26 protein-coding genes and 1 pseudogene are annotated in these 26,264 nt (G+C 68.6%); 15 read left to right on the top strand and 12 right to left on the bottom strand.

Features of this window, described 5'->3' with window-relative positions; translation table 11 throughout:
- Positions 1–66 precede the first annotated feature (66 nt).
- The 3 genes from QM774_RS07600 (at position 67) to QM774_RS07590 (ending at position 2,516) form a co-directional block, all read left to right on the top strand.
- Positions 67–1,164, top strand: coding sequence for a 3-deoxy-7-phosphoheptulonate synthase (locus tag QM774_RS07600; protein ID WP_414975305.1), 1,098 nt, complete (start codon positions 67–69; stop codon positions 1,162–1,164).
- A 72-nt stretch (positions 1,165–1,236) separates the two neighbouring features.
- Positions 1,237–1,929, top strand: a complete 693-nt coding sequence (locus tag QM774_RS07595; protein ID WP_414975304.1) for a zf-HC2 domain-containing protein — start codon at positions 1,237–1,239, stop codon at positions 1,927–1,929.
- A 23-nt stretch (positions 1,930–1,952) separates the two neighbouring features.
- Complete coding sequence (locus tag QM774_RS07590; RefSeq protein WP_414975303.1) at positions 1,953–2,516, top strand: sigma-70 family RNA polymerase sigma factor; 564 nt, start codon at positions 1,953–1,955, stop codon at positions 2,514–2,516.
- Between the two features lie 4 nt (positions 2,517–2,520).
- Here the strand turns inward: QM774_RS07590 and QM774_RS07585 are convergent, their stop codons facing one another.
- Together QM774_RS07585 and trhA are read right to left on the bottom strand one after the other, a co-directional pair.
- Positions 2,521–4,008: a PepSY-associated TM helix domain-containing protein gene (locus QM774_RS07585; protein WP_414975302.1), complete on the bottom strand. Its 1,488-nt coding sequence runs from the start codon at positions 4,006–4,008 to the stop codon at positions 2,521–2,523.
- Between the two features lie 66 nt (positions 4,009–4,074).
- Positions 4,075–4,728: a PAQR family membrane homeostasis protein TrhA gene (trhA, locus tag QM774_RS07580; protein ID WP_414975301.1), complete on the bottom strand. Its 654-nt coding sequence runs from the start codon at positions 4,726–4,728 to the stop codon at positions 4,075–4,077.
- A 59-nt stretch (positions 4,729–4,787) separates the two neighbouring features.
- Between trhA and QM774_RS07575 the strand changes: the two genes are divergently transcribed.
- The 3 genes from QM774_RS07575 (at position 4,788) to QM774_RS07565 (ending at position 6,345) form a co-directional block, all read left to right on the top strand.
- Positions 4,788–5,570, top strand: a complete 783-nt coding sequence (locus tag QM774_RS07575; RefSeq protein ID WP_414975300.1) for an isoprenyl transferase — start codon at positions 4,788–4,790, stop codon at positions 5,568–5,570.
- Positions 5,567–6,094, top strand: a complete 528-nt coding sequence (gene ybaK / locus QM774_RS07570) for a Cys-tRNA(Pro) deacylase (RefSeq protein WP_414975299.1) — start codon at positions 5,567–5,569, stop codon at positions 6,092–6,094. Before QM774_RS07575 ends, ybaK begins: the two co-directional genes overlap by 4 nt.
- 122 nt (positions 6,095–6,216) lie before the next feature.
- Positions 6,217–6,345: a hypothetical protein gene (locus QM774_RS07565; RefSeq protein ID WP_414975298.1), complete on the top strand. Its 129-nt coding sequence runs from the start codon at positions 6,217–6,219 to the stop codon at positions 6,343–6,345.
- A gap of 124 nt (positions 6,346–6,469) precedes the next feature.
- Here the strand turns inward: QM774_RS07565 and QM774_RS07560 are convergent, their stop codons facing one another.
- Both QM774_RS07560 and coaA read right to left on the bottom strand, forming a co-directional pair.
- On the bottom strand, positions 6,470–6,628 hold the full coding sequence (locus QM774_RS07560; protein WP_414975297.1) for a hypothetical protein: 159 nt from the start codon (positions 6,626–6,628) through the stop codon (positions 6,470–6,472).
- Between the two features lie 237 nt (positions 6,629–6,865).
- Complete coding sequence (gene coaA, locus QM774_RS07555) at positions 6,866–7,807, bottom strand: type I pantothenate kinase (protein WP_414975296.1); 942 nt, start codon at positions 7,805–7,807, stop codon at positions 6,866–6,868.
- A gap of 104 nt (positions 7,808–7,911) precedes the next feature.
- On the opposite strand from coaA, the gene QM774_RS07550 reads away from it, so the two are divergent.
- The 8 genes from QM774_RS07550 to QM774_RS07515 all read left to right on the top strand — a co-directional run bounded on the left by QM774_RS07550 (position 7,912) and on the right by QM774_RS07515 (position 15,904).
- Positions 7,912–8,652 carry an SDR family oxidoreductase gene (locus QM774_RS07550; protein ID WP_414975295.1) on the top strand — a complete coding sequence of 247 codons (741 nt, stop codon included), beginning with the start codon at positions 7,912–7,914 and terminating at the stop codon, positions 8,650–8,652.
- On the top strand, positions 8,649–9,923 hold the full coding sequence (locus QM774_RS07545; RefSeq protein WP_414975294.1) for a DUF885 domain-containing protein: 1,275 nt from the start codon (positions 8,649–8,651) through the stop codon (positions 9,921–9,923). Before QM774_RS07550 ends, QM774_RS07545 begins: the two co-directional genes overlap by 4 nt.
- Entirely contained in the window at positions 9,920–11,212 is a 1,293-nt protein-coding gene (gene glyA, locus QM774_RS07540; RefSeq protein WP_414975293.1) for a serine hydroxymethyltransferase, read from the top strand. The genes QM774_RS07545 and glyA overlap by 4 nt, the downstream gene beginning before the upstream one ends.
- A 60-nt stretch (positions 11,213–11,272) precedes the next feature.
- Complete coding sequence (locus QM774_RS07535; RefSeq protein WP_414975292.1) at positions 11,273–12,148, top strand: acyl-ACP desaturase; 876 nt, start codon at positions 11,273–11,275, stop codon at positions 12,146–12,148.
- A 41-nt stretch (positions 12,149–12,189) separates the two neighbouring features.
- Positions 12,190–12,945, top strand: coding sequence for a DUF6199 family natural product biosynthesis protein (locus tag QM774_RS07530; protein WP_414975291.1), 756 nt, complete (start codon positions 12,190–12,192; stop codon positions 12,943–12,945).
- Between the two features lie 3 nt (positions 12,946–12,948).
- Complete coding sequence (locus QM774_RS07525; protein WP_414975290.1) at positions 12,949–13,590, top strand: hypothetical protein; 642 nt, start codon at positions 12,949–12,951, stop codon at positions 13,588–13,590.
- A gap of 49 nt (positions 13,591–13,639) precedes the next feature.
- Positions 13,640–14,362 carry a DUF6199 family natural product biosynthesis protein gene (locus QM774_RS07520; RefSeq protein ID WP_414975289.1) on the top strand — a complete coding sequence of 241 codons (723 nt, stop codon included), beginning with the start codon at positions 13,640–13,642 and terminating at the stop codon, positions 14,360–14,362.
- A gap of 240 nt (positions 14,363–14,602) precedes the next feature.
- A complete protein-coding gene (locus QM774_RS07515) occupies positions 14,603–15,904 on the top strand; it encodes a PhoH family protein (RefSeq protein WP_414975288.1) in 1,302 nt (433 codons plus the stop codon).
- 16 nt (positions 15,905–15,920) lie between these two features.
- On the opposite strand, the gene QM774_RS07510 is transcribed toward QM774_RS07515, so the two are convergent.
- Positions 15,921–16,532 (bottom strand): class I SAM-dependent methyltransferase, encoded by a 612-nt coding sequence (locus QM774_RS07510; protein ID WP_414975287.1) that lies wholly within the window; start codon positions 16,530–16,532, stop codon positions 15,921–15,923.
- A gap of 118 nt (positions 16,533–16,650) precedes the next feature.
- Between QM774_RS07510 and QM774_RS07505 the strand changes: the two genes are divergently transcribed.
- The gene (locus tag QM774_RS07505) at positions 16,651–17,571 is read left to right on the top strand and encodes a L,D-transpeptidase family protein (RefSeq protein ID WP_414975286.1); all 921 of its coding nucleotides are present in this window, start codon (positions 16,651–16,653) and stop codon (positions 17,569–17,571) included.
- Positions 17,572–17,672: 101 nt separating this feature from the next.
- On the opposite strand, the gene QM774_RS07500 is transcribed toward QM774_RS07505, so the two are convergent.
- From QM774_RS07500 to QM774_RS07470, 7 genes and pseudogenes are all read right to left on the bottom strand, one after another.
- On the bottom strand, positions 17,673–18,347 hold the full coding sequence (locus tag QM774_RS07500; RefSeq protein ID WP_414975285.1) for a PIG-L deacetylase family protein: 675 nt from the start codon (positions 18,345–18,347) through the stop codon (positions 17,673–17,675).
- A gap of 28 nt (positions 18,348–18,375) precedes the next feature.
- Positions 18,376–19,772, bottom strand: a pseudogene (locus QM774_RS07495) (class II fumarate hydratase).
- A gap of 119 nt (positions 19,773–19,891) precedes the next feature.
- The gene (locus QM774_RS07490) at positions 19,892–21,592 is read right to left on the bottom strand and encodes a fumarate hydratase (protein WP_414975284.1); all 1,701 of its coding nucleotides are present in this window, start codon (positions 21,590–21,592) and stop codon (positions 19,892–19,894) included.
- Positions 21,593–21,645: 53 nt separating this feature from the next.
- The gene (locus tag QM774_RS07485) at positions 21,646–23,193 is read right to left on the bottom strand and encodes a phospholipase C (RefSeq protein ID WP_414975283.1); all 1,548 of its coding nucleotides are present in this window, start codon (positions 23,191–23,193) and stop codon (positions 21,646–21,648) included.
- 121 nt (positions 23,194–23,314) lie between these two features.
- Positions 23,315–24,919, bottom strand: coding sequence for an FAD-dependent oxidoreductase (locus QM774_RS07480; RefSeq protein ID WP_414975282.1), 1,605 nt, complete (start codon positions 24,917–24,919; stop codon positions 23,315–23,317).
- The gene (locus tag QM774_RS07475) at positions 24,916–25,791 is read right to left on the bottom strand and encodes an FAD:protein FMN transferase (protein WP_414975281.1); all 876 of its coding nucleotides are present in this window, start codon (positions 25,789–25,791) and stop codon (positions 24,916–24,918) included. The genes QM774_RS07480 and QM774_RS07475 overlap by 4 nt, the downstream gene beginning before the upstream one ends.
- Positions 25,788–26,249, bottom strand: a complete 462-nt coding sequence (locus tag QM774_RS07470; RefSeq protein ID WP_414975280.1) for an FMN-binding protein — start codon at positions 26,247–26,249, stop codon at positions 25,788–25,790. The genes QM774_RS07475 and QM774_RS07470 overlap by 4 nt, the downstream gene beginning before the upstream one ends.
- Between the last annotated feature and the right edge of the window lie 15 nt (positions 26,250–26,264).

Genomic DNA, 26,264 nt, shown 5'->3' with positions numbered 1-26,264 from the left:
CCGCACCTGCGTCTCCGGGATCGACGGCCTCGAACCACGAACCGCCAGACACCCGAAAGGCCTCCCATGACCGCCGTGGCAGACACCACGAACACGCCCGCGCGCGACGACGCCACCTCCGACCGCCGGGTCGTGTCGTTCGCGCCGATCCCGTCGCCGGAGAGCCTGCGCAGCGAACTGCCGCTCACCGCCCGTCGGGCCGTTCGCGTCCAGAAGGACCGCGACGAGATCGCCGACATCCTCGCCGGCCGTGACGACCGGTTGATCGTCGTGGTCGGGCCCTGCTCGGTGCACGACCCGGTCGCCGCCCTCGACTACGCACGACGGCTCGCACCGCTGGCCGCCGAATACTCCGACACCCTCAAGATCGTCATGCGCGTCTACTTCGAGAAGCCGCGCACGACGGTCGGCTGGAAGGGCCTGATCAACGATCCGGGCATGGACGGGTCGTTCGACGTCGAACGCGGACTGCGTACGGCGCGGGCCTTGCTGCTCGACATCATCGATCTGGGGCTGCCGGTCGGCACCGAGTTCCTGGAGCCGACCAGCCCGCAGTACATCGCCGACGCGGTGGCCTGGGGTGCGATCGGTGCCCGCACCACCGAGTCGCAGGTGCACCGTCAGCTGGCGTCGGGCCTGTCCATGCCGATCGGTTTCAAGAACGGCACCGACGGCAATGTGCAGGTGGCCGTCGACGGGGTCCGCGCCGCGGCCGGCAGGCACGTGTTCTTCGGCGTCGACGACTTCGGTCGCGGCGCTCTGGTGGAGACGACCGGCAACGGCGACTGCCATGTGATCCTGCGGGGCGGCACCGCCGGGCCGAACTACGACGACGACTCCGTCGCCGCCGCACTGGCGCGCATCGAGAAGGCCGGGCTGTCGCCGAAGGTGATGATCGACTGCTCGCACGCCAACTCCGGTAAGGATCACGAGCAGCAGGTTCGCGTCGCTCACGAGCTGGCGCAGCGTCGTGACCCGCGGATCAGCGGCATCATGCTGGAGAGCTTCCTGGTCCCGGGCGCACAGTCGATCGAGTACGGCGCCGGGAGCGAAGCGAACGGGCTGAATCGACACCGGGAGCTCGTCTACGGCCAGTCGGTGACCGACAAGTGCATGGGTTGGGACGCGACCGAAGAGGTGCTCGCGGCCCTCGCCGCATCCTGACGGGAACTTCTCCGTCCCGTCGTCCGACCACTGTGGTGATGACGGGTCGCGGACCCGAGGGAGGAGCCCGGCATGCGATGTGATGTCGCCCGGCAGGCGTTGTCGGCGCGGATCGACGGTGAGGCGGAGGGCGTGGTACCCGCCGAGGTCGACGACCACCTCGAGCAGTGTCCGGCGTGCTGTGCGTGGCACATCCACGCGGACCGGCAGGCGTCCGCGCTGCGGGCCATCGGCGCCGAGCCCACCCCCGATCTGTCTCGTTCGGTCACCCGTGCACTCCGGCAGGGGTCGACGCCGTCGGGGCGGGTCCGGGATCGGGTGGTCGCCGGTGGACTGGCGGCCTGCGGTGTCGCACAGATCGGGGTCGCGCTCGCACAGATGGCCGGATTCGACTTCGGGATGGCGGGGCACGGTCACGATCACGGAGCGATGATGTCCGAGCACGTGATGAACGAGACGACGGCCTGGGGTCTGGCACTCGGCGTCTGCATGCTGGCCGGCGCGTTCTGGCGCCGGGCGCGCGCCGGGCTGCTGGTGGTCCTGTCCGTGTTCGCCGTCGTCCTCGGTGCCTACGTCATCCACGACGCCATCGAATCCGGTGTCACCGTTGAACGCGTCGTCTCGCATCTGCCGGTGTTCCTGGGACTGCTGTTCGCGATCGCGTCGGTCCGGAGCCCGGTGCGGCGCACCCCGGACCGGAGTCGCGCGACGGCGACGGATTCGGGTGCCCGGCCCACGCTGGTGCATCATGATTCCGCGGCCTGAGCCGCGGTGAACGAGGACGGGTGATGAAGCGTTTCAGGCGTGACGGTGACACGGTCACCGAACTCGCGCTGGCGGCCGCCGCCGGCGACGAGCGGGCGCTGACCGCCTTCATCAAGGCCACGCAGGCCGACGTATGGCGCTTCATCCGGTTCCTGTCCGACGAACGGCACGCCGACGATCTGACGCAGGAGACCTATCTGCGCGCCCACCAGTCGCTCGCGCGATTCGAGGGTCGTTCGTCGGCCACGACGTGGCTGCTGACGATCGCCCGCCGCACCGTCGCCGACCATGTCCGCTACGAGATGTCACGTCCGCGGCGCGAGGTGTGGGCCACCGACGAGACCCTCGTCGCCCTGCCCGCTGCGGGTGCGCGTCACGAAGGCGGCGTCGAACTGCGGATGCTCCTCGATGAGCTCCCCGACGATCGCCGGGAAGCGCTGGTGCTGACCCAGATCCTCGGGCTCAGCTACGCCGAAGCGGCCGCGGTCGCCGACTGTCCGGTCGGCACCATCCGGTCCCGGGTCGCTCGGGCCCGCGACGACCTGCAGTCGGCGTACCGACCGGATGGGCGCACGCGCGCGGTCTGACCCCTCAGACGGCGACCGGCTCCCGCTCGGCCGCCGGATCCGGGTCCTCGGGGCTGTCCGGGTCCACCGCCGAGGCGGCGGCGGGTTCGCCACCCGGACGGAAGCGCTGCCACCCGGCGACCAGGACGTCGAACACCAGGAACGCCAGCAGCGGCCACCCGAGGAGCGGGATGAACCATCCGACACCGACGGCCACCACCGCGATTCCCGCGACGGCCGGCCACGGCAGCTCACGGAGTGCTCCGCGGGCCGGTGCCCGGCCGGGCCGGCGGGAGCCTCGCGGCCGCCGCTGCCACCACATCCGGTAGCCGAACACGATCATGGCGGCCAGTGCCAGCGCCACCACCAGCAGAACCAGCTGGTTCGCGATCCCGAACAGCACACCCATGTGCACGGCGATGCCCCAGTTCGCGAGCTTCGCGGCGAGGGGCCACGACCGGAAATGATCGACGGACACGACCCGGCCGGCGGCGGGGTCGACCACCGCGGTGTCGGGGGAGAACTGCCAGGGAGCGCGGACCTCGCTGACCGTGTAGCCGGTGTGGTCGTCGGCCGGAACGGTGATCTGTACCGCGGAGCCGGTCCCGACGCCGACGGAGCGGGCGAGCCCGAGCGCACCGTCGACGTGCTCAGCACGGGCGACGCGTGCGGCGACCGTGTCCTGCGGTGCCGGGTCGTCACTCATCCCCGGCATGCCGGCCATGTCGTGGCCCGCGTGCTCACCGCCGGTCGGGGCGGGCTGATCGGTGAGCGAGGCGTCGACGGTCGGTTGTGTCCAGTCCAGGGCGGAGCGCAGATCGGTGACGTGCGCGCCGGCGAATCGCGACCAGGTCAGGCCGGTCGCGGACAGGAACAGCAGGGCCACGACGATCCACATGCCGGTGACCGCATGCCAGTTCATCGACCGGGACCGTCCGTCGGTGGATCGGTCCACCGACAGCAGCCGGGCCTCGCCGCGGGCGCGGCGCTTCTTCCGGTAGGCCGAGATCCAGAGGGCGACACCGGCCAGGGCGATCACCCACAGCCACGACGCGGCGAACTCGCTGTAGAAGCGGCCGGGCACCCCCAGGTTCAGGTTGCGGTGGAGGCCGTCGAGCCAGGTACGCATCGGCAGCGACCAACTGCTGCCGAACACCGGCAGATCACCGGTGATCCGCAGTGTGGCCGGATCGACGAAGACCGCCCGCATCGTCGATTCGGGCAGCGACGGATCGGTGAACAGCACCCGGGTGGTGTCGCCGGGCTTCGGCGCCGGCAGAACCGAGTCGACCGGCAGATCCGGGTGGACGGCGTGGGCCGCGTCCACCTGGTCGGCCAGAGACCGTGGCGTCCCGGTCGAGTCGGTGTGCAGCTCCGAGCGGTAGATCATCTTCTCGGCGGTCGGCGCGATCGCATACAGGCCGCCGGTGATCGCTGCCACCAGCAGGAACGGGCCGACGACGATGCCGGCGTAGAAGTGCAGGCGGCGCAGCAGACGCATGGTCGGGCTCACGGGTCGTCGTCTCCTCTGGGCTGGGGTCACAGAAGGAGTCGGGCGTGCGGGCCGGAAAGTTCCCGGCTACTCCAGGACCAGAATCCAGACGGCGATGTAGTGCAGGAGGGCGGCGACGGCAGTACAGGCGTGGAACACCTCGTGGTGGCCGAAGGTGCCGGGCCACGGGTTGGGCTTCTTCATCGCGTAGATGACGCCGCCGACGCTGTAGAGGACGCCGCCGAGAGCGAGCAGCACCAGCACCGCGACACCGGTGTTGCGGACCAGGGTGGGTGCCACCCAGATGATGACCCAACCCAGCAGGATGTACAGCGTGGTCCCGAGCCAGCGCGGCGAACCGGGCCACAACAGTTTGAGGACGACCCCGGCCAGCGCGCCGGTCCACACGATGCCCAGGATCCACCAGCGGGTCGGGGAGGGCAGGCCCATCACGCAGAACGGCGTGTACGTGCCGGCGATGAAGATGAAGATCATCGAATGGTCGAGCCGCTTCATCCGGACGCGCTGACGCACGGTGGTCCAGTGGATGCGGTGGTAGAGGCTGCTCGACGTGAACAGTGCGGTGATCGCCACGACGTAGATGCATACGGCGGCGACGGACAGGGCGTCTTTGTTGCGGGCCGTGCCGACGATCAGCACGATCCCCAGGGCTGCGGCGATGAACGCGGAGTACTTGTGGATCACGCCGCGCAGCCGGGGCTTGGTCTCCGTCTCGGTCATGAACCTACGGTAGCGTAGGTTTCGACGGATGTTGCCTACTGCGGCGTAAGATCACAGCTGTGAAACTGATCCCGGACAGCGTGCGTGCGCCGGTCTACCGCGTGTACGAGCGTCGCCTCGTTCAGCTCACGGATCCCGACCGCGTCCCGCAGCACGTCGCGATCATCTGCGACGGCAACCGCCGATGGGCGCGTGAGGCCGGTTTCGAAGACGTCGCACACGGTCACCGGGTCGGCGCCAAACGCATCGCCGACATGGTCGGTTGGTGCTCGGAACTGGGCATCGGCACCATGACCGTCTACCTGCTCTCCACCGAGAACCTCGCGCGCGCCTCCGATGAACTCGACGCGTTGATGGAGATCGTCCCGGACATCGTCGACGAGATCGCCGACGCCCCCGGCGACTGGAGAGTCCGCATCGTCGGCAACCTCGACGTTCTGCCCGCGGCGGTCGCCCAGCGTCTGGCCGATGCGGCCGCCCGCACCGAGAACCGCACCGGCATGACGGTGAACGTCGCCGTCGGCTACGGCGGTCGCCAGGAGATCGTCGACGCGGTCCAGGCGCTGTTGAAGGAGAAGGCCGCCGACGGTGCGACCCCGCAGGACCTGATCGATGCGGTGACCGTCGACGGCATCGACGCGAACCTCTACACCAAGGGGCAGCCCGATCCCGACCTGGTGATCCGCACCTCCGGTGAACAGCGGCTGTCCGGGTTCCTGCTGTGGCAGAGCGCCTACTCGGAGATGTGGTTCACCGACGCCTACTGGCCCGAGTTCCGGCGCGTCGACTTCCTGCGTGCGCTCCGCGACTTCGGTGCCCGCCGCCGCAACTACGGCAAGTGAGCACGAAGCGGACCTCGTCCGGTCCGGCCGGCGGCAAGGGCGGGACTCCGGCCGTCGTCGCGCTCGAGGCCGCCGGCATCGCGCACACCGTCCACCGCTACGAGCATGACAAGACGTCCACCGATTTCGGGGCCGAGGCGGTCGGGAAGATGGCCGAGCTGGCGGCGGCGCAACCGGGGCAGATCTTCAAGACCCTGGTGGTGCGGCTCGACAGCGGCCGCCTCGCCGTCGCCGTGGTGCCGGTGCCGGTGCAACTGTCGCTGAAGGCCGCCGCGAAGGCGCTCGGGGCGTCCAAGGCCGTGATGGCCGATGCCGCCGCGGTCACCCGCAGCTCCGGCTACGTGCTCGGCGGCGTCTCACCGGTGGGGCAGAAGACCGCGCTGCCGACCGTCGTCGACGCCTCCGCCCTGGAATGGGACACGATCTGCGTCAGTGCCGGGAAGCGCGGCCTGGAGATCGAAGTGGCACCCGGCGACCTGGTGGCGGTCACCGGAGCGATCGTCGCGGACATCGCTGCCGATTAGCGCGGACTCTATCGCCGCCCTGATCTCCACTCCGGCGGCGAGAAATGTTGTAGCACAACGGATTTGGCGATACCTTCGCGGAGCGCGACCACTCGGGCGGCGCTGGTGAAGGGGGAGTCAAGATGAAGGTGCTGGATCCGCAGACGACGAAAAGGCTCGACAAGGACTTGGGGTACGCCCAGCGTGAGGTGCTGGCGGTCATGGACCGGATGGAGCAGGATCCCAGCCCGTTCTGGGGGCCGAACGGGTAATGCTACGACTGTCTCAAGGCTGCGTTGGAACTCATCACGAGTGCCAAGCAGGACCTCGGCCGGCCCTGACGAACCAGGTCCGGCCCGGCAATCCAGGGGCGGTCCGGGCCGGGCGTCACCGCGATCAGACCTCGTCGGGCGCGTCGTCGATGCGCCGGTTCTTGCGGCGTGCATTCCACCAGAGGAAGGTGCCGACGGCGAGTCCTCCGACGACGCCGCCGACCACACCGCCCCACACGGCACCCCTGTCACCGTCGGGTTCCCAGGATCGGATCGCGGCCATCGTCATCGACAAGGTGCAGCCGGAGATGTAGACGGTGCTGACCGCGGTGCGCCAGACCGAACCGGTGCCGTAGGCCAGGCGGTTGGCGTCGACGCCGCGGGCCTTGCAGTCGGGTCACCCTGACTTCGGTCAGGATTCGGAGCCGTACCGGAAGCTCGACAAGGCTACGGTGTTGATCGAGACCGTCGAAGAGGGCGACTGACCCGAGCGATTCAGTCACCTGCGCCCCTGCTCGGATCAGAGCTTGCGCAAGCGGACCTTGTTGATCGAATGATCGTGGTCCTTGCGCAGCACCAGATTCGCGCGGGGGCGCGTCGGCAGGATGTTCTCCACCAGGTTCGGCAGGTTGATCGACATCCAGATGTCCTTGGCCGCCGCCTGCGCCTGACCGTCGGTCAGTCCCGCGTAGTGGTGGAAATGTGATCGGGGGTCGGAGAACGACGTCGACCGCATTCGAAGAAACCTGGAGATGTACCAGTTCTCGATATCGCTGGTCTTGGCGTCCACGTAGATCGAGAAGTCGAACAGGTCCGAGACCGTCAAACGGGGGCCGGTCTGCAGCACGTTCAACCCCTCGAGGATGAGGATGTCGGGCTGGCGCACGGTGATGAACTCGTTCGGCACGATGTCGTAGGTGATGTGGTCGTAGACCGGGGCCTTCACCTCGGGAGCGCCCGACTTCACCTCGGTGACGAACCGCAGCAGGGCGCGCCGGTCGTACGACTCCGGAAACCCCTTGCGATGCATGAGGCCGCGGCGCTCGAGCTCGGCGGTCGGATACAGGAAACCGTCGGTGGTCACCAGATCGACCTTCGGATGCGACTCCCACCGCGAGAGCAGCTTCGCCAGCACGCGCGCCGTGGTCGACTTGCCGACCGCCACACTGCCCGCGATACCGATCACGAACGGCACCTGCTCGTTGCGCTGCCGCTCGCCCAGGAACGTCGACGTCGCGGCGAACAGTCGCTGGCGCGCCTCCACCTGCAGGTGGATCAGACGGGAGAGGGGCAGATAGACGTCGGCGACCTCACTGAGGTCGATCTGCTCACCGAGGCCGGCCAGCTGCGACAACTCGTCCTGATCGAGCACCATCGGCATGGACTGACGGAGGTCACGCCACTGGCTCCGGTCCAGTTCGAGATACAGACCGGGGTCGCGATCGCTGGAGTGGCGAGCCATGGCAGGCAGCGTACGGGACTCTCCTGGAAGAACCCTGTCGTACCCCTCCCGAACTCGGCGCGCACAGACGGCGGGCCGCGACCGTTCTGACTACCGTGGGACGCATGAAGATCGCGGTGATGGGTGCCAGCGGCACCATGGGGTCGTTGGTCAGCGGACTGCTCGAACACCAGGGCGCTGATGTGGTGCGGGCGCAGCGCAGCACCGGCGTGGACGCCGTCACCGGAGACGGCCTCGCCGCCGCCCTCTCCGGTGCCGACGTGGTGGTCGACTGCCTCAACTCCAACACCCAGTCGGGACGCAAAGCGAAAGCCTTCTTCGGCACCGCCGCCGGCAACATCGGCCGGATCGTCGCCGGCACCGACGCCCGGCTGGTGTGCCTGTCCATCTGCCAGGCCACCGATCCGGCCGTCAACCGCACGATGGGGTACTACCAGGGAAAGGCGGCCCAGGAGGCGACGTACCGCACCCTGCTCGGCGACCGCGCGACCATGGTGCGCACCACGCAATGGTTCGAGCTCGCCGAAACCCTCGTCGGCCGCATGTCGGTCGGTCCGCTCGCCGTCATGCCGCACATGGTGACAGCGCCCCTCGCCGCCGCCGACGGCGCCGCCGTCATCGCCGACACCGCACTCGGGCGCCTCCACCGGGGTGCGAGCGCGGTCGAGGTGCGAGGCCCCGAGCGGATGGACCTCGTCGACGTCGGCCGGGCCCTGCGCCGCCAAGCCGGCCGGCCCGGGCCGATCGCCGTCGACTTCGGTGGACTGGCACTCCGCGACGGGCGACTCATCCCGGAACACGCCGACGTCGTCACCGCCACGACCCTGCAGGAGTGGCTCGCATGAGCAGCGACATCGTCGACGACTACCTGCGGCTCGGTCTGGCGTTCGACCGCCTCGAACCCGGCTTCGTCGACGCCTACACCGGCGATCCGGGACTGCGGGCGGAGGTGGAGAACGCCCCGGCGCCGGACCCGAAAGACCTCGCCCGACGGTGCAGAGAGTTGATCGGCCGGATTTCGACAAGCTCAATCAGCGGGCAGGGCGGCTCAATCAGCGGGGCCGACCGCGCTGAATTCCTCCGCTCCCACCTGGTCGCCCTCGAATGCTCGGCGCGCACCTTCGCCGGGGAGCAGATCGGCTTCGTCGACGAGGTGGCCGCCTACTTCGATGTGCATATCCGTCGCGGCGACGAGGACGTCTACGCCGACGCGCACGCCCGCCTCGCCGACGCGCTCGGCGTCCCCGGCCTCCGCGGTGCCGCCCTGCGCGACGCCTATCAGGCCTATCGCCGCAGCGACGAGATCCCCACCGACCTCATCCGGCCGCTGGTCGACGAGATCTCCGGTGCGCTCCGCGACGTCGTGCGGGCCCGGTTCCCGCTGCCGGCCGTCGAGACCGTCGAGTTCGAGATCGTCGGCGACAAACCGTGGTCCGGGTTCAACTACTACCTGGGCGACTACCGCTCCAAGGTCGCCATCAACACCGATCTGCCGCAGTACATGTCGGTGCTGCCCGGACTGGTCGCCCACGAGGCCTATCCGGGCCACCACACCGAGCACTGCCGTAAAGAGCAGCGATTGGTGGGGGCCGGCTACGACGAACACTCCATCTTTCTGGTCAACACCCCGCAGTGCCTGATGGCCGAAGGCCTGGCCGACCACGCCCTCGCCGCCGCGATGGGGGACGGCTGGACGTGGTGGGCGGCGGAGATCTACGCCGATTTCGGGCTCCGGTTCGACGCGGAGCGGGCCGCCGCGATCTCGGCGGCCACCGCCGGACTCCTGCACGTGCGTCAAGACGCGGCGCTCATGCTCCACGACGAAGGCCGCAGCACCGACGACGTCGCGGGATTCCTGGAACGCTGGCTGCTCGCCCCGCCCGATCGTGCACGGCAGATGCTGCGATTCCTCACCTCGCCGCTGTGGCGCGCCTACACCTCCACCTACGTCGAAGGCTACGAGCTGCTCGGCGCCTGGCTCGACATGTGGGAGGCCCGCGGGGAGAGCCGCCTGGACACGTTCGGCCGTCTGCTGGACGAACCGCTCACGCCTGCGGCGCTGCGCAGTGCCCTTCGGCAGGCCCCGGAATCGGGACCTCTAGACTCTCTGCCATGAGCCTGTTCACCCAGTCCCTGGCCGATCTCGATCCCGATCTGGCCGCCGCCATGAACGGTGAGCTGTCGCGTCAGCGCGACACGCTCGAGATGATCGCCTCGGAGAACTTCGTGCCGCGCGCCGTGCTCCAGGCGCAGGGCAGCGTCCTGACCAACAAGTACGCCGAGGGCTACCCGGGCCGCCGCTACTACGGCGGCTGCGAATACGTCGACGTGGTCGAGGACATCGCCCGCGACCGCGCCAAGGAGCTGTTCGGCGCCGAGTTCGCGAACGTGCAGCCGCATTCGGGTGCGCAGGCCAACGCCGCCGTCCTGATGACTCTGATGGAGCCGGGCGAGACGCTGATGGGTCTCGACCTGGCGCACGGCGGCCACCTGACCCACGGCATGCGCCTCAACTTCTCGGGCAAGCTGTACGAGAACGTCTTCTACGGCGTCAGCAAGGAAGATCACCTGATCGACATGGACGAGGTGCGCAAGATCGCCCTCGACTCCAAGCCGAAGGTGATCGTCGCCGGTTGGTCCGCTTACCCGCGCACCCTCGACTTCAAGGCCTTCCGCGAGATCGCCGACGAGGTCGGCGCCAAGCTGTGGGTCGACATGGCGCACTTCGCCGGCCTCGTGGCCGCGGGTCTGCACCCGAACCCCGTCGAGTACGCCGACGTCGTCTCGACCACCGTGCACAAGACGCTCGGCGGTCCCCGCTCCGGTCTGATCCTGGCCAAGCAGGAGTACGCCAAGAAGCTGAACTCGTCGGTCTTCCCGGGTCAGCAGGGCGGACCGCTCATGCACGTCATCGCCGCCAAGGCCGCCGCCCTGAAGATCGCGGGCACCGAAGAGTTCGCCGAGCGTCAGCGCCGCACCATCGCCGGTGCGCAGGCCCTGGCCGAGCGGCTCACCGCCAAGGACGTCGCCGACGCCGGCATCACCCCGCTGACCGGTGGCACCGACGTGCACCTGGTGCTGGTCGACATGCGTAACTCCGAGCTCGACGGCCAGCAGGGTGAGGACCTCCTGCACGACGTGGGCATCACCGTGAACCGCAATGCGGTGCCGTTCGATCCGCGACCGCCGATGACCCCGTCGGGTCTGCGCATCGGCGCTCCGGCCCTGGCCACCCGCGGCTTCGGTGACGCCGAGTTCGCCGAGGTCGCCGACATCATCGCGACCGCGCTGGTGCAGGGCAAGGGGGCCGATGTGGCCGGTCTGCGTGCCCGCGTCGCCAAGCTCGCACTCGACTTCCCGCTGTACGAGGGCCTCGAGCAGTGGGGTCTGATGAGCGGCAAGTGAGGGACGAAAGTCCCCGCGGCGATTCCTGGTTCACCCCTCGACTCGGTTAGGCTGTACTACGTGGCTGCTGTACTGGATAACGAAGAACTCGTCCTCGCGCTCGAGAAGTCGCTCCCGGAGATCTCCGACGAGCACGCTCAGGCTGCCGAGTCCTGGTTCCCGCACGAGTGGGTGCCGTGGGACAAGGGCCGCAACTTCCGTTTCCTCGGTGGCGAGGACTGGAAGCCGGAGGACGCGAACCTCAACGAGACCGCCGCGGCCGCGACGCTCGCACTGCTCCTCACCAAGGGCAACCTGCCGTCGTACCACCGTGTGCTGGCCATGTACTTCCCGGCGTTCTCCGACTGGCGTCAGCTGGTCGGCGTCTGGACCGCCGAAGACAACCGTCACAGCGTGGTTCTGCGCGACTATCTGGTGACCACCCGCGCGATCGATCCGGTGGACGCCGAGAATCGTCGCCGCATCCACGTCGTCGCCGGCTGGCGTCAGCACACCGAGGACGTCGAGCACATCGGCCCGATGGATGCGCTCGCGCTGCTGGCCGTCCACGAGAACCAGAGCGTCATCTTCATCAACCGGTTGAAGGAATACGCCGACGACCCGGTTCTCGTCTCGATCCTCGACAAGATCGCCGTCGACGACGCCGTGCAGGCCTCGACCTTCCAGGCGTTCCTGATGGCCGGCATGGTCGCCGATCAGGAGGCCACCGTGCTCGCCGTCGACCGTGCGCTCGAGGAGATCGAGCACATCGGCGCCGACATCGCCGACTACGACGCCCAGCGTGAACTGTTCTCCGACTTCGAGGACGCGTCCACCGACGCCTCCATCGCCGCCAAGCTGGCCGACGAGCTCAAGCTGGAGAGCGTGCAGGAGCTGAGCCCCGAGGCCGAGGCCGCCCGCCAGCGGATCCTCGCCCGCGCCAAGGGCCAGGCCTGATCTGACGGAACATTCCACCCAGCCCATACCGTCTGATCGGTATGGGCTGGTTTTTTCTTGTACTCGTCGTGGTCGTTCCCCTCGTGCTGTGGGGGATCGTCGACCCGAAGGGGTCGTGGCGTGCCCTCGAATCCTGGAAGTACAAGAATCCGGACGCCAACGAGCCGAGCGAGGCGTCGTACGCGCTGTCGCGCGTCGGGGGAGTGATCGGCCTGGTCCTGCTGATCGGCATGGGCGTCATGGCCTACAACGACTCCCGCGACGACGAAGCGCCGCGCGACAAGCCGTCAGCGTCCTACACGCAAGCGGAGATGAAGTCGAAGGATCTCGACCTGGGTGCCGGCACTCTGGTCGGCTACCGGTATCCGAGCGCACTGACCCTCGACGTCGTCTACCTCGACGACGACGGTCTCGCCTACCCGGAGCCGTCGTGCGACGTCGACGTCACCGTGTACGAACACACGAACGCGATCGTCGTGCAGGTGACGCAGTCGGCGCACGCCCTGTACTGGACCGGTGATCCGGAACCGGATCTGGCCCGCGCCTGTGACGGTCAGAGAAAGACCCCGCACACGGTGAACTGGACACTGCAGGAACCGCTCGGCGATCGCCCGATCCTTACCGCGGCACCCCTCGCCGACCCCCGGGCAGCCGGTACGGCCCTCGCGACCGGACCCGCCCGGCCGCTCGACGAGGTTCCCGAACCCGGCGTCAAAGAGCAGCTCAAGCCTGTCAGAATCGATCCGGCGTGGAAGCTGGTGCCGCTCCTCGCGGCCACCCAGGATGAGGAGAAGTAGGGCGTGAACGAGTCTTCGATCGATGATCGGCGGGCGCTGCGGGTCGGCGCCGTCGCCGCGGTGGTCGTCGTCGCGCTTGTCGGATTCCTGGTGTGGGCTCGCGTGCACGACCGCGACCGCGGCGACGATCATCCGGCGGCGCCGGCACACGAGGTGCGGGCCGAACTCGGCCCGGGAAGCGTGGTCGGCTACACGTCTCCGTCGGCACTCGAGATCCAGCCGGTCGCACTCGACTACAGCAGGACGGCCCCGCAGATCAGCGACTACCCCGGACCCGTGTGCAGCACCTCGGTCGCCCTGCACGAGTACAGCAATGCGGTGGTGATCGAGGTCGAGCGGTTCGCGTCGAGCACCAGCGACCGCGTCGATTCGGACCACGATCCGAACCTGACCTGGCCGTGCGAGCACGCCGATCCGCTGCCCGTCGGCTACCCGCGGTTCCTGCGGAAGCCGCTCGGCGACCGCCCGGTCCTCACCGCGAACTTGCTGACCGCCCCGTCGACCGTGGGACTCGCCCCGGCCTCCGGGCCGGCGGAGACATTCGAGGACGTTCCCGAACCCGACGATGGGGAGCCTCTCGCACCGGTCACCATCGATCCGGCGTGGAAGCCGGTACCACTCCTCGCGGCCCCACCCGCACTGTGACGGTGATCGGAAGGGAACAACCGGCCCGGGCGGTACCGTCTAACCCGACATGAACGTCTTCCTCGCCATTCTCCTGGCTGCCGGTTTCGCGGTGGCGCTGTGCTGGCTGATCGCCCCACGCTGGGCGTGGCGGCGTCGGTTCGCCTGGATGTTCAAGAACCCGGACGCCGTCGAACCCAGCGACGCCGCGTACCGAGTGATGCGGGTCGGCGCGGCCGTGTCGATGATCGTGCTGACCGGACTGGGAATCGTGTTCTACTGCCACGCCCGGGACGCCCACCGCTCGGAGGCCGAGGCGGCCGAACGGGCGAAGCAGGGGGAGAAGGTCGTCGAATCCGCGTCCCGCCCCGCCGATCTGGGGCCCGGGAGGATCGTCGGCTACCGGTCCGCAGCGGGCAACGACCTCGAACTCGTCGTCATGGACGGCGACCGGCCGATCGACGCGAACACCGCGATGCCGCCGGACTGCACGTCCTCGGTGAGCATCACCGAGGACGACCGCTCGGTGACCGTTTCGGTGACGCGTCGTCCGTGGAGTCCCTCGGCGAACGCCGTCACCGACACCCCGGAGAAATGCGACGCCTCGGAGAGAGCGGTGACCGTTGTGAAGAGACTCGATGCGCCGCTGGGGGACCGCCGAGTCGTCACCGATTCCACCCTCGTGGACCCGGCCACGCTCTCCCTGCACGTCGGCGGAACACCGCCGGACTCCTCGGGCGCCGACCCGGCGCGCACACCGGTGCCGGCGTTGATCGATGTGCCGACCGCCTGACACACAGAGTTAACCGACACGCCGCGCAGTGGTACCGGTCACACGGCGAACCGGGCGTAGCTTGAGCATCGATGGGCCGTGGGGAAGCGGTTCATCCCGGGAGGTTCGATTCGTGAACGTAGTCACGAGAGGGCCGGCCCCGGTCCTCGCCCCGTTCGGCAACCGCTGAACGAGACGCGAACCAGCCGGCCAGACTCGACGAGGTCCGTGCGGGAGCCGCACGGCACCTGGGAGCCAGCCGTGACCGCACGCACCTACGTCCTCGACACCTCCGTTCTGCTCTCCGACCCCCGGGCCGTCACCCGGTTCGAGGAGCACCACGTGGTTCTTCCGCTGGTCGTGATCAGCGAACTCGAGGGCAAACGCCATCACAGCGAGTTGGGCTGGTTCGCACGAACCGCCCTCCGCCTGCTCGACGATCTCCGCATCAAGCACGGCCGCCTCGACGAGCCGCTGCCGATCGGCGATCAGGGCGGCACGCTGCAGGTGGAGCTCAACCACATCGACCCCTCGGTGCTGCCGGCCGGTTTCCGGGACGCCTCCAACGACTCCCGGATCCTCGCCTGCGCGCTCAACCTGCGGTCCGAAGGCAAAGACGTCACCCTGGTCACCAAGGACGTGCCGCTGCGCGTCAAGGCCGGTGCCGTCGGTCTGGCCGCCGACGAATACCACGCGCAGGACGTGGTGGTGTCCGGCTGGACCGGCATGGACGAGCTGGACGTCTCCGACGAGACGATCGACTCGTTGTTCGCCGACGGCCTGATCGACGTCGACGAGGCGCGCGACCTGCCCTGCCACACCGGTGTGCGGCTCATCGGCTCCACGTCCAGCGCACTGGGCCGGGTGACCGAGACCAAGCAGGTGCAGCTGGTGCGCGGCGACCGCGAAGCCTTCGGTGTGCGCGGACGGTCCGCCGAACAGCGCGTCGCCCTCGATCTGCTGCTCAACGACTCGGTCGGGATCGTGTCCCTCGGCGGCAAGGCCGGCACCGGCAAGTCGGCGATGGCACTGTGCGCCGGCCTGGAAGCCGTCCTCGAACGCCGCACCCAGCGCAAGGTCGTCGTGTTCCGTCCGCTGTACGCGGTGGGCGGCCAGAACCTCGGCTACCTTCCCGGCAACGAGAACGACAAGATGGGTCCCTGGGCTCAGGCCGTCTTCGACACCCTGGAGGGGCTGGTCTCCAAGGAGGTCATCGACGAGGTGCTCGACCGCGGCATGCTGGAGGTGCTCCCGCTCACGCACATCCGCGGCCGGTCCCTGCACGACTCGTTCGTCATCGTCGACGAGGCGCAGTCGCTCGAGCGCAACGTGCTGTTGACGGTGTTGTCCCGCCTCGGCTCGGGTTCGCGGGTGGTTCTCACCCACGACGTCGCCCAGCGCGACAACCTGCGCGTCGGCCGGCACGACGGTGTGGCCGCGGTGATCGAGAAGCTGAAGGGTCACCCGCTGTTCGCGCACATCACCCTGACCCGCAGCGAGCGCTCCCAGATCGCGGCACTGGTCACCGACATGCTCGAGGAGTTCGCGCCCGGCGAGATCTGACGCGGACCGTCCGCCGTCAGTTCCTGCGCAGGACCGAGACCGCCCAGTTCGATTCGGGGGTCCACGGCCGGATGTCCCAGCCGGCCAGCCGGAGGTCGAGGTGCAGCCCGGCGTCGGCGGCGCCTGCATCGAAGTCGTCGAGGGACAGTTCGCGATCGGTGTGGAAACCGACGACCAGGGGAGCGTCGTCCTTGAGGAGGGCGGCGAGGTTCGTCAGGACCCGGGTCTCGGTGCCGGGTGCGACGAACACCATCACGTTGCCGGCGCACACGATCGCGTCGAAGGGCGCGTCCTCGCCGGCGGCGGCGAGATCGAGCACGGCGAGGTCGTCGACCAGCCAGGTCGGTCCCGGATGGTCCTGCCGGGCCGCGGCGATCAGCTTCGGGTCGACGTCCACGCCGACCACCTGATGACCGACCCCGTACAGGTAGGCGCCGACGCGGCCGGGACCGCAGCCGGCGTCGAGGATGCGGGCGCGGCGCGGCACCATCGCGTCGATGAAGCGGGCCTCGCCGTCCAGGTCGTCGCCGTTTCGGGCCATCGTCCGGAATCGCTCGATGTACCACTCGCTGTGGCCGGGTTTCGTGTCGGTGAGCCAGCGGGGAGCGGGGACGGGCGCATTGGTCATGGATCCAGGGTATCGGGGAGACGCTAGGTCTCAGTCCGGTGACGATGGTCTCCCGGGGTTGTGCCGCGGCTGCCCGATTTGCCATCATGGCGTGGTGCTGAAGTTACTAATGTTGCGAATGTGGCAGGTGGGACTTGTCCTGCTGGCTGCCGTCGTCGCGCTCACCGTCGGTGTGGGCTCGGCGGGCGCCAACCCGACCGCACCCGCCCCGGCGCCCACCACACCGGGCACCGGCACCCTCGACGTGCAGGGCATGCTCGACAAGCTCCTCCAGAACTTCTCGGTGCCCGGCGCCCCCAACCTGGGCAATCCCGTTGCCGACACCAAGCAGATGGTCGTGGTCAGCGTTCCCACGAAGGAATCGACCACCGGCACCCTGAGCGCGTTCGACAAGGACGCCAACGGCAACTGGCAGGCCGTGCCCGGACTCGTCGGACTGCCGGCGTTCGTCGGTGACAAGGGCATCGGTGAGCCCGCCGACAACGTCCACCGCACCCCCGAAGGCACCTTCGGCTTCGACCAGGCGTTCGGTCGCCTCGACAACCCGGGCACCAAGATGCCCTACAAGAAGGTCGACAACCAGGACTGGTGGGTGTCGAACCAGAACTCGCCGAACTACAACAAGATGGTCCACCAGCCCAACGATCCGGGCGGCGGCAGCGAGAACCTCTACAACTCGGGCACCGCCTACGACTACGCCGTCAACATCGCACACAATCCGCAGAACATCCGGGGCAAGGCCACCGCGATCTTCCTGCACGTGTCGACCGGCGAGCCGACCTGGGGCTGCGTGTCGATTCCCGAGCCGCAGATGAAGCAGATCCTCCAGTGGATGGATCCGGCCAAGAACCCGAAGGTCACCATCGGGGTCAACGTGAACAGCCCGGCCGACGCCAAGGACGTTCCGCAGACCACCAACCCCGACGGGTCGCCGATGTCGGCCGACCAGCTGTCGGGCATGCTGCAGCAGTTCACGGATCTGATTCCGCAGCTGCTCGACGGCGGCGCGGGGTCCGCCTCGCCGTCACCGGCACGGTGACGGACGGCGCCCGCTAGCGGGCACACGAGATGTACGACGCCGGGCGATCGGTGGGCGGGGAAGCCGTCGAACGCCCGGCGTCGTCTGTCTCTGCAGTCCGCTCAGCCGCGCAGCAGCCGGAAGCCGGTCGCGTGCGCGGCCGGGAAACCGTCGATCGGGCCGGTGGTGCGTTCGACCTGGGCGCGCGCCTGCTCGACCACCGGGGTGCCGGGGTCCAACACCTCCAGATACACCCGGTGCTCGGCCAGTGAATCGATCGCCGGCTGCACGAAGCCGTCGACGTCCACCGCGTGCGTGGTTCCCGGACCGTTGCAGAACAGCCATCGCGGCGGTGACGGCAGATCGTCCCACGCCTGTTCGACGGCCGCCGCGAACTCGATGTGGTCCCGCTGATTCGGCATGCCGGGCGCCCACTCGTCGCCGCCGTACAACGACAGCACGACATCGGGATCCTTGCGGGCGATCACATTGCTGATGGCGGCACGCAACTCCTCGGTGTCGTGCAGCCGAGAATCCGGAAAATCCCAGAACTCGACGTCATCGACACCGACGACCGCCGCCGACGCCCGCTGCTCCCGCTCCCGCAGGGGGCCGGCCTCGGCCGGCGGCATGCCTTCGATCCCCGCCTCGCCGCGGCAGGCGAGCGCATAGCTGACGTGTCTGCCTTCGGCGGTCCATTTCGCGACCGCCGCGGCCATGCCGTATTCGGGGTCGTCGGGATGCGCCACGAGCACCAGCGCCCGCGACCAGTCGGTGGGGAACTCGGAAACGGCCATGAACCCGACCGTACGCCCGGGCCGGGCGTCAGCGCTTGTGGTCGAGGTTCGCCATCTTGAGGACGTCCAGACGCTTGTCGAGTTCGGCCTCGGTGAGCTTGTCGCCGATCAGGCCGCGATCGATCACCGTCTGCCGGATCGTCTTGCCCTCCTTGAGGGCCTCCTTGGCGACGGCGGCGGCCTCTTCGTACCCGATCGCACTGTTGAGCGGGGTCACGATCGACGGGCTCGACTCGGCGAGAGTCCGCAGCCGGTCCTCGTGCGCCACCAGGCCGCTGATGCAGCGATCGGCGAACAGGTTCGACACGTTGGCGAGCAGGTTGACCGACTCGAGGACGTTGCGCGCCATCACCGGGATGTAGACGTTCAGTTCGAATGCGCCGTTGCCGCCGCCCCAGGTGACGGCGGCGTCGTTCCCGATCACCTGCGCCGCCACCTGCGTGACCGCCTCCGGCAGCACCGGGTTGACCTTGCCCGGCATGATCGAACTGCCCGGCTGCAGGTCGGGGAGGGCGATCTCGGCCAGACCGGTCAGCGGCCCCGACCCCATCCAGCGGACATCGTTGGCGATCTTCGTCAGCGAGACCGCGATCGTCTTGAGCTGACCCGACAGTTCGACGAGGCCGTCACGCGCGGCCTGCGCCTCGAAGTTGTTCTGCGCCAGACTCAGGGCGTCGACCTGCGTCAGTTTCACCAGTTCGGCGGTCACCTTGGTGCCGAAGTAGTCGGGGGCGTTGAGACCGGTGCCGACCGCGGTGCCGCCGATCGGCAGCTCACCGAGACGGGGCAGCGTCGACTCCAGGCGCTCGATGCCGGCCTGCACCTGGCGTGCGTAGCCGCTGAACTCCTGCCCGAGGGTCACCGGTACGGCATCCATCAGAATGCGTGCGGCCGCTCTTGACCACCTCACGCCACTGCTGAGCCTTCTCGTTCAGCGCGTCCTCGAGATGCTTCAACGCCGGAATCAGAATGCGTCACCACCGCTTCGGTGGCGGCCACGTGCGTCGCCGTCGGGAAGGTGTCGTTGGACGACTGCGACATGTTGACGTCATCGTTCGGATGCACGTCGACGCCGTTGGCGGCGCAGATCGACGCGATCACCTCGTTGGCGTTCATGTTCGAGCTGGTACCCGAACCGGTCTGGAAGACGTCGATCGGGAACTGGTCGTCGTGCTTGCCGTCGGCGATCTCGGTGGCCGCCGCGATGATCGCGTCGGCCTTGGCCGGATCGAGCAGCCCGAGATCCTTGTTGACCTGCGCGCACGCCGCCTTGAGCAGTCCCATCGCGCGGATCTGGGTGCGCTCGAGCGGACGGAACGAGATCGGGAAGTTCTCCACCGCGCGCTGGGTCTGCGCGCGCCACAACGCGTCGACGGGCACCTTCACCTCGCCCATGGTGTCGTGCTCGATGCGGTACTCGGTCATCCCGGACTCCTTAATGCGCTGAGATTTAGGTATACCTAACTCTAGCGCGTGCCCGATGGACTGTTGATTTCGTGTTCGCTGCGAACACGAAATCAACAGTCGGCGAGAACCGTCCGGGGTCAGCGCTCCTTGGAGCGGATGCGGACGCCGGTGATCGGGATACTGACCTCACCGGACGGATCGGTGAAGAAGTCGTTGCCCTTGTCGTCGACGACGATGAACGCCGGGAAGTTCTCGACCTCGATCTTCCACACCGCCTCCATGCCGAGCTCCGGGTACTCGATCACTTCCTGGCTCTTGATGCAGTCCAGCGCCAGGCGAGCGGCCGGGCCGCCGATGGAGCCCAGGTAGAAGCCGCCGTAGGTATCGCACGCCTGCGTGACCTGCTTGGACCGGTTGCCCTTGGCGAGCATCACCATCGAACCGCCGGCGGCCTGGAACTGGTCGACGTAGGAGTCCATGCGGCCGGCGGTGGTCGGACCGAACGACCCCGACGCCATGCCCTCGGGGGTCTTGGCCGGACCGGCGTAATAGACCGGGTGATCGATCAGGTACTGCGGCATCGGCTCGCCGGCGTCCAGCCGCTCCTTGATCTTGGCGTGCGCGATGTCGCGGGCCACCACCAGCGGCCCGGTCAGCGACAGACGCGTCTTGACTGGATACTTCGAGAGCTCCTCCAGGATCTCCGGCATCGGACGGTTGAGATCGATCTCCACCACTTGGCCGCCCTCGATGTCGTGGGCGATACCGGCATCCGGCATGTACTGGGCCGGATCGGTCTCCAGCTGCTCCAGGAAGACGCCGTCGGCGGTGATCTTGCCGAGCGCCTGACGGTCCGCCGAACACGACACCGCGATCGCCACCGGGCACGACGCCCCGTGACGCGGCAAGCGGACGACGCGGACGTCGTGGCAGAAGTACTTGCCGCCGAACTGCGCACCGATCCCGAACGACTGGGTCAGCTTGAACACCTCGTCCTCGAGTTCGACGTCACGGAAACCGTGCGCCGACATCGAACCCTCGGTCGGCAGATTGTCCAGGTAGTGCGCCGAGGCGTACTTGGCGGTCTTGAGCGCGAACTCGGCGGACGTGCCGCCGATGACGATCGCCAGGTGGTACGGCGGGCAGGCCGCGGTGCCCAGCGAACGGATCTTCTCGTCCAGGAACGAGAGGATCTTCTTCGGGTTCAGGATCGCCTTGGTCTCCTGGAACAGGAACGACTTGTTGGCGCTGCCGCCGCCCTTGGCCATGAACAGGAACTTGTACTCCGGCCCCTTCGGGCCTTCTTCGGTCGCATAGATCTCGACCTGGGCCGGCAGGTTGGTGCCGGTGTTCTTCTCGTCGTACATGGTGAGCGGCGCCAGCTGCGAATACCGCAGGTTCAGCTTCGTGTAGGCGTCGTAGACGCCGCGCGAAATCCATTCGGCGTCGTCGGCGCCGGTCAGCACGCCCTCGGACTTCTTGCCCATGACGATCGCGGTGCCGGTGTCCTGGCACATCGGCAGCACTCCGCCCGCCGAGATGTTGACGTTCTTCAGCAGGTCGAGTGCGACGAAGCGGTCGTTGCCCGACGCCTCCGGGTCGTCGATGATCTTGCGCAACTGCTGCAGATGCGCCGGACGCAGGTAGTGGCTGATGTCGTGGATCGCCTCGGCGGTCAGCTTCTCCAGAGCCTGCGGCTCCACCTTCAAGAAGGTGCGGCCGTCGACCTCGATCGTCGAGACGCCGTCCTTCGTGATCAGGCGATACGGGGTGTCGTCGTGATCCGCGGGCAGCAGGTCGGAGTAGAGGAATTCGGGGGCTGAAGCTGGCTCACTCACAGCATGCCATGCTACTGCGCACCCACCCTGACCTGCGTCTTAGTGCATCCTAACTAGACGATGCCGGACGGTGCGCGGCGTGTTCCCGGCTGCTGCTTGGGCATCCGGTTCGGCGGAACCGGGTAGGGGATGCCCTTGCCGGCGGTGCCGAGACCGATGTTGGGGCCGCACTCGATCAGAGCGTTCTGGGCCGCCGGATTCGGATCGCCGAGACGCGGACGGGCCGCGTTCGGCGGGCTTGCGAAATCGAACGCCGACGTCATGTCGCCGGTCACCGAACGGCGCCACGCCGTCAGGTTGGGGACCTCGACGCCGAAGCGCTTCTCGATCAGCCGCAGCTGGGAGGTGTGGTCGAAGGTCTCCGACGCCACCAGGCCGCCCCGCGAATACGGCGAGATGACCAGACCCGGCACGCGGTAGCCCAGCCCGATCGGTCCCCGGATGCCCTCCGAGTCGGGGGCGCCCTTCTTCAGGTTCTTGACCGTCACGTATTCGCCGGGGGTGCCGGGCGGCGCGGTCGGCGGAACCACATGGTCGTAGAAGCCGCCGTTCTCGTCGTAGCTGATGATGAGCGCGGTCTTCGCCCACACGTCGGGATTGGAGGTGAGGGTGTCGATCAGCTGCACGATGCCGACCGCGCCGAGCGCGGCGGGCAACGCCGGATGTTCGCACTCCATCGCCGGCGGGATCACCCACGACACCTTCGGCAGGGTGCCGTTGCGGACGTCGGCGGCGAAGTCGTTCGGGTACGACGGGGCGATGCCGCGCCGGTACAGTTCCGACTTCGGGTCCTGGGCCTGTTTGAAGCAGCCCATCATGCCGTCCAGGATCACCGACGAGACCGGACCCATGTCCTTGTTGTTGTAGATCTTCCAGCTGACTCCCGCATCCCGCAGGTTCTCCGGCATGGTGCGCCAGCTGTACTTGTTCTTCGGGATCAGCGTCGGGGTGCTCAGCAGCGGGCCGCCGTGGTGGCCGTCCGGGTCGATGCTGGCGCTCATCCAGTAGAGCCGGTTCGGGTCGGTGGGGCCGATCACCGAGCAGTGGTAGTTGTCGCACAGGGTGAACATCTCGGCGAGCATGCGATGGACCGGGATGTCCTCGCGCTCGTAGTAACCCATCAGTGCCGGCGCGTTGTCGGGGCCGACGGACTTGACCGACATCGGCAGCCAGCCGTCGTTGCGGCCACCGTTCCACGCCTCGTGCAGACCCTTCCACGAATGGTCTGGATCGTTGATGCAGGAGCCGTCCAGCGACGCGTCGCGGGTGGTGTCGAGGCGGAAGGGCAGGGTGTAGCCGCTGCGGGTGGGCCCCTTGCCGGGCGCCCAGCCGTACTGCTTGAGACTGTCGCCGGCGTCGGCGAAGCCGCGCACCCCCGAATAGGTGCCGTAGTAGTGATCGAACGACCGGTTCTCCTGCATGAACAGGACGATGTGCTCGATGTCGTTCAGGCTGCCGCTGATGCCGTCGGCGGAGGCGTACGCCTTCTCCAGGATGGGCGACGCCCACGAGGTGAGGACGGTGGCGCCGCCGACGGCGGCGACGCGGCGCAGGAAGTCGCGGCGGTTCATGCCCGCGATCTGATCTGAGGGGCTGCTCATGACGCCAGACGCTATCGGTCCGGGCGCGGTTTCGCTGGCGGTCGGACCGAGACGTCCGATTCGCCCGACTGTCGCGGCCGGCAACCCGAATCGGGGGTGAACGCCGACGGAAATCCCGGCGTCAGTAGCCGCTGAAGTAGTCGCTGCGGGTGCCGGTCACGTGCGGGCGCAACGCGGCGCGGACCGTGTGCACCATGGCGGGCGGACCGGAGATGTAGGCGCGTCGGGTGTCGAGGTCGGGCACGGCGGCGGCGAGCGCGTCGGCATCGATCTGTGTTCCCGCTACATGCGACCAGTGGGCCGGCAGGTCTGCCGGGGCGGTGGGCGACACGACCACCACGGGCAGGCCGGCGGCGACGAGCCGGTCGCGGTAGGCGATGTCGTCGCCGTCCGGGACGCCGTAGGCGAGGACCGCGTCCGCCGGTCGCCGTCCGTCGGCCGGGGCGCTCAGGGCGCTGACGAACGGCGTGATGCCGATACCGCCGGCCACCAGGAGGAGCGGGGCGTCGTCGGGCAGCACGAAGTCGCCGGAGACGGTGGTGGCGCGCACCTGGTCGCCGGGATGCAGCTCCATCAACGCCTGCTTGAACGAGGACGGTTGTTGCGGGACGCGCAGCGCGATGGTCAGCTCGGGGTCGTCGGGGTGCGAGGAGATGCTGAACACGCGCCGGGTGCCGCGCCGGTCGGCGCCCGCGTGCGGGACATGCAGTTCCAGGTACTGGCCGGGCGCGAACCGCACGGGGCGCACCGGCTCGAACGTGAACTCCCACGTCGATGCGGCGATCTCCTGCTTGTCCCGCAGCTGCAGCCGGATCCCGCGGCGCTGCCCGCAGGCGAAACCGACCAGGTTGGCGGCCAGCAGCGCGAGCTCGGTGGTCGAGGTGAAGGCCCAGAAGCCGAACGGGTGACCGGTCAGCGCCGGCCACAGCACCGGGAGTGCGACGACGATGCCGGCCAGCGCCGCGGCGGACAGTTGCTGCCATCGGCGCGGCGGCAGGGTCAGCGGCTCGGACAGCATGAATCCGGCCAGGAACACGAGCGGGTAGGAGTACGCGGTCTGCCGGATCGCCTCGCCGGCGCCGGTGCCCTGGGCGATCAGACTCCCGATCAGCGCGGCGGCGGCGACCACCACGAACACCACTCCCAGCGCGATCCGGTGGGTCCGGCGCAGCACCAGCAGTGCGGCCACGAGCACGAACGGCAGCAGCGGCTCGCTGGCCACCCACCAGGTGGTGTACAGGCGATCGGCGGGATCGATCCGCGCCAGCTCCTGAATGATCACCACCAGCACCGGACCGACCGCCGCCGGGTTGAACACGTGCCGTCCGCGCCAGGCCAGCAGGTACTTCGAGGCGTTGGCGGCGACGGCGGCACCGGCCAGCCAGACGAGCATCGATGCACTCGTGGTCGGCCAGTACAGGAACCACATCAGCAGGGCGGTGATCACCGCCGACTCGGTGTGCGGGCGCACCCGGAACAGCAGACCGAACAGGCGGCTCGCGGCGACCGACGCCGACAGCAGGACGATCAGGGCGAGCGCCATCCCGCCGAGCGGGAAGACCGAACGGTCCAGCACGCCGAGCGCGCTGAAGAGGAAGGCGATCGCGGCCAGCACGCACAGCAGCAGGGTCACCAGGCGGTACATGCTGACCCGGTCGAGCACCTGGTCGCATTTCGACAGGCTTGATGAGCGTCCGGAGCGCGTGGGCGGGCGGTTCGACGTCATGCGAACACCTCTCCGGGGAATCCTGGTGACGAGCGCAGTTCGCGGGCCGACGGCATGATCACGTAGTCGAACGTGAAGGCGTCGGCGAGGCGCTCGGGCGGGGTGAAGAACAGGGCGGTCGCCAGGGCGTCGGCGGTGAGGGCGTCGCCGGCGACCACCCAGGTGGCGAGTGGGCCGTCGACGGGCAGGCCGGTGCGGGCGTCGAGGACGTGGTGCAGACCGTCACCCCACGCCCGCCGGTTGACGGCGGAGCCGCAGAGCGCCGCATCGCCGATCTCGGCGACGCCGACCGCGGAGCCCGGATTCAGCGGGTGTTCCAGGGCGACCCGGATCGCCGGTCCGCGCCGGACCAGATCGCCGCTCGCATCCACGGTGAACTCGGCGTCGGGCCCGAGTTCACCGGCGACGACACCGGCCACCTGATCGGCGAGATACCCCTTGCCGGCGGCCCCGACGTCGAGCACGAAGGGCTCGGTCGTGTGCAGATACGGCGGTGTCCAGACGGCGTCCGCGAACGACGGTGCGGGCACCGGGTCGCCGGGCCGCAGCGAGTACGCGGCGTCGTAGCCGAGTGCCTCCAGGCCTCCGCCGACCGCCGGGCTCATCGCGCCGTCGCTGATCTCGTACAGGGTGCGGTACAGCTCCATGAGCGGGCCGGCGTCGGCCGGCAGCTCGTGGCGTCCCGCCGCGGCCCGGATGCCGGCGACCACCGAGTCCGCCCGGAATCGCGACCAGTCCCGGTCGAACCGGTCGACGAGCGCGGTGACCCGATCACGTTCGGTGCCGGTGAGCGGTCGCTGCGTGTCGATCTGCCATCGCGTGCCGATGCCGTCGAACGCCCACGCGTCCGCTGCGGCATCGGTGGAGGTCATGCCTTGGCCTCGCCCTTGATGGTCTCGACCGCCTTGTTGAAGCCGTTGCTGGTCAGCGACGACCCGGACACCTTCGTCACGTTCAGTTCGTCGATCGACTTGCCGACGATCTCGTCGGCGATGCCGCCGGCGAACTTCGTCTGAAAGATGATGGAATTGCTGTTGGTGGCCTCCGGCGTCACGGTGACGGCGCTGATGGTGCCCTTGTCGTCGATGGTGAGTTCGACCTTCACCTCGGACCGGCCGCCGGGCGTGATGTAGCCGTCCTCGGCGGTGTAGGTGCCCGCCTTGTAGGCGCCGGCGGCCGCGGTATCGGTGGTCGAGGTCTGGGCGGCCGGCGACTCGGCGGCGGTGGTCGTGGTGCCGTTGCCGCCGTCGTCGCTGGAGCAGGCGGTGAACAGGAACAGGCTGGTCGCGGCGGCGGCGACCGCGAAGGTCTTGCGGAGATGAACGGTCATGGGAGGCCTTCTTCG

Source organism: Gordonia sp. (in: high G+C Gram-positive bacteria), from assembly GCF_047600565.1.
GTDB lineage: Bacteria > Actinomycetota > Actinomycetes > Mycobacteriales > Mycobacteriaceae > Gordonia.
The sequence above is the reverse complement of the archived record's forward strand: the minus strand, read 5'-3'. Positions and strand labels throughout refer to the sequence as shown.

What these genes read in the sequence shown, in the direction of transcription:
- QM774_RS07510 (WP_414975287.1), bottom strand. Translation starts at nt 16,532, where the DNA reads ATGACCAATGCGCCCGTCCCCGCTCCCCGCTGGCTCACCGACACGAAA.
- QM774_RS07545 (WP_414975294.1), top strand. Translation starts at nt 8,649, where the DNA reads ATGAGCAGCGACATCGTCGACGACTACCTGCGGCTCGGTCTGGCGTTC.
- QM774_RS07520 (WP_414975289.1), top strand. Translation starts at nt 13,640, where the DNA reads ATGAACGTCTTCCTCGCCATTCTCCTGGCTGCCGGTTTCGCGGTGGCG.
- QM774_RS07470 (WP_414975280.1), bottom strand. Translation starts at nt 26,249, where the DNA reads ATGACCGTTCATCTCCGCAAGACCTTCGCGGTCGCCGCCGCCGCGACC.
- QM774_RS07590 (WP_414975303.1), top strand. Translation starts at nt 1,953, where the DNA reads ATGAAGCGTTTCAGGCGTGACGGTGACACGGTCACCGAACTCGCGCTG.
- QM774_RS07565 (WP_414975298.1), top strand. Translation starts at nt 6,217, where the DNA reads ATGAAGGTGCTGGATCCGCAGACGACGAAAAGGCTCGACAAGGACTTG.
- QM774_RS07500 (WP_414975285.1), bottom strand. Translation starts at nt 18,347, where the DNA reads ATGGCCGTTTCCGAGTTCCCCACCGACTGGTCGCGGGCGCTGGTGCTC.
- trhA (WP_414975301.1), bottom strand. Translation starts at nt 4,728, where the DNA reads ATGACCGAGACGGAGACCAAGCCCCGGCTGCGCGGCGTGATCCACAAG.
- QM774_RS07550 (WP_414975295.1), top strand. Translation starts at nt 7,912, where the DNA reads ATGAAGATCGCGGTGATGGGTGCCAGCGGCACCATGGGGTCGTTGGTC.
- QM774_RS07475 (WP_414975281.1), bottom strand. Translation starts at nt 25,791, where the DNA reads ATGACCTCCACCGATGCCGCAGCGGACGCGTGGGCGTTCGACGGCATC.
- coaA (WP_414975296.1), bottom strand. Translation starts at nt 7,807, where the DNA reads ATGGCTCGCCACTCCAGCGATCGCGACCCCGGTCTGTATCTCGAACTG.
- QM774_RS07530 (WP_414975291.1), top strand. Translation starts at nt 12,190, where the DNA reads ATGGGCTGGTTTTTTCTTGTACTCGTCGTGGTCGTTCCCCTCGTGCTG.
- glyA (WP_414975293.1), top strand. Translation starts at nt 9,920, where the DNA reads ATGAGCCTGTTCACCCAGTCCCTGGCCGATCTCGATCCCGATCTGGCC.
- QM774_RS07505 (WP_414975286.1), top strand. Translation starts at nt 16,651, where the DNA reads ATGTGGCAGGTGGGACTTGTCCTGCTGGCTGCCGTCGTCGCGCTCACC.
- QM774_RS07480 (WP_414975282.1), bottom strand. Translation starts at nt 24,919, where the DNA reads ATGACGTCGAACCGCCCGCCCACGCGCTCCGGACGCTCATCAAGCCTG.
- QM774_RS07595 (WP_414975304.1), top strand. Translation starts at nt 1,237, where the DNA reads ATGCGATGTGATGTCGCCCGGCAGGCGTTGTCGGCGCGGATCGACGGT.
- QM774_RS07485 (WP_414975283.1), bottom strand. Translation starts at nt 23,193, where the DNA reads ATGAGCAGCCCCTCAGATCAGATCGCGGGCATGAACCGCCGCGACTTC.
- QM774_RS07600 (WP_414975305.1), top strand. Translation starts at nt 67, where the DNA reads ATGACCGCCGTGGCAGACACCACGAACACGCCCGCGCGCGACGACGCC.
- QM774_RS07560 (WP_414975297.1), bottom strand. Translation starts at nt 6,628, where the DNA reads ATGGCCGCGATCCGATCCTGGGAACCCGACGGTGACAGGGGTGCCGTG.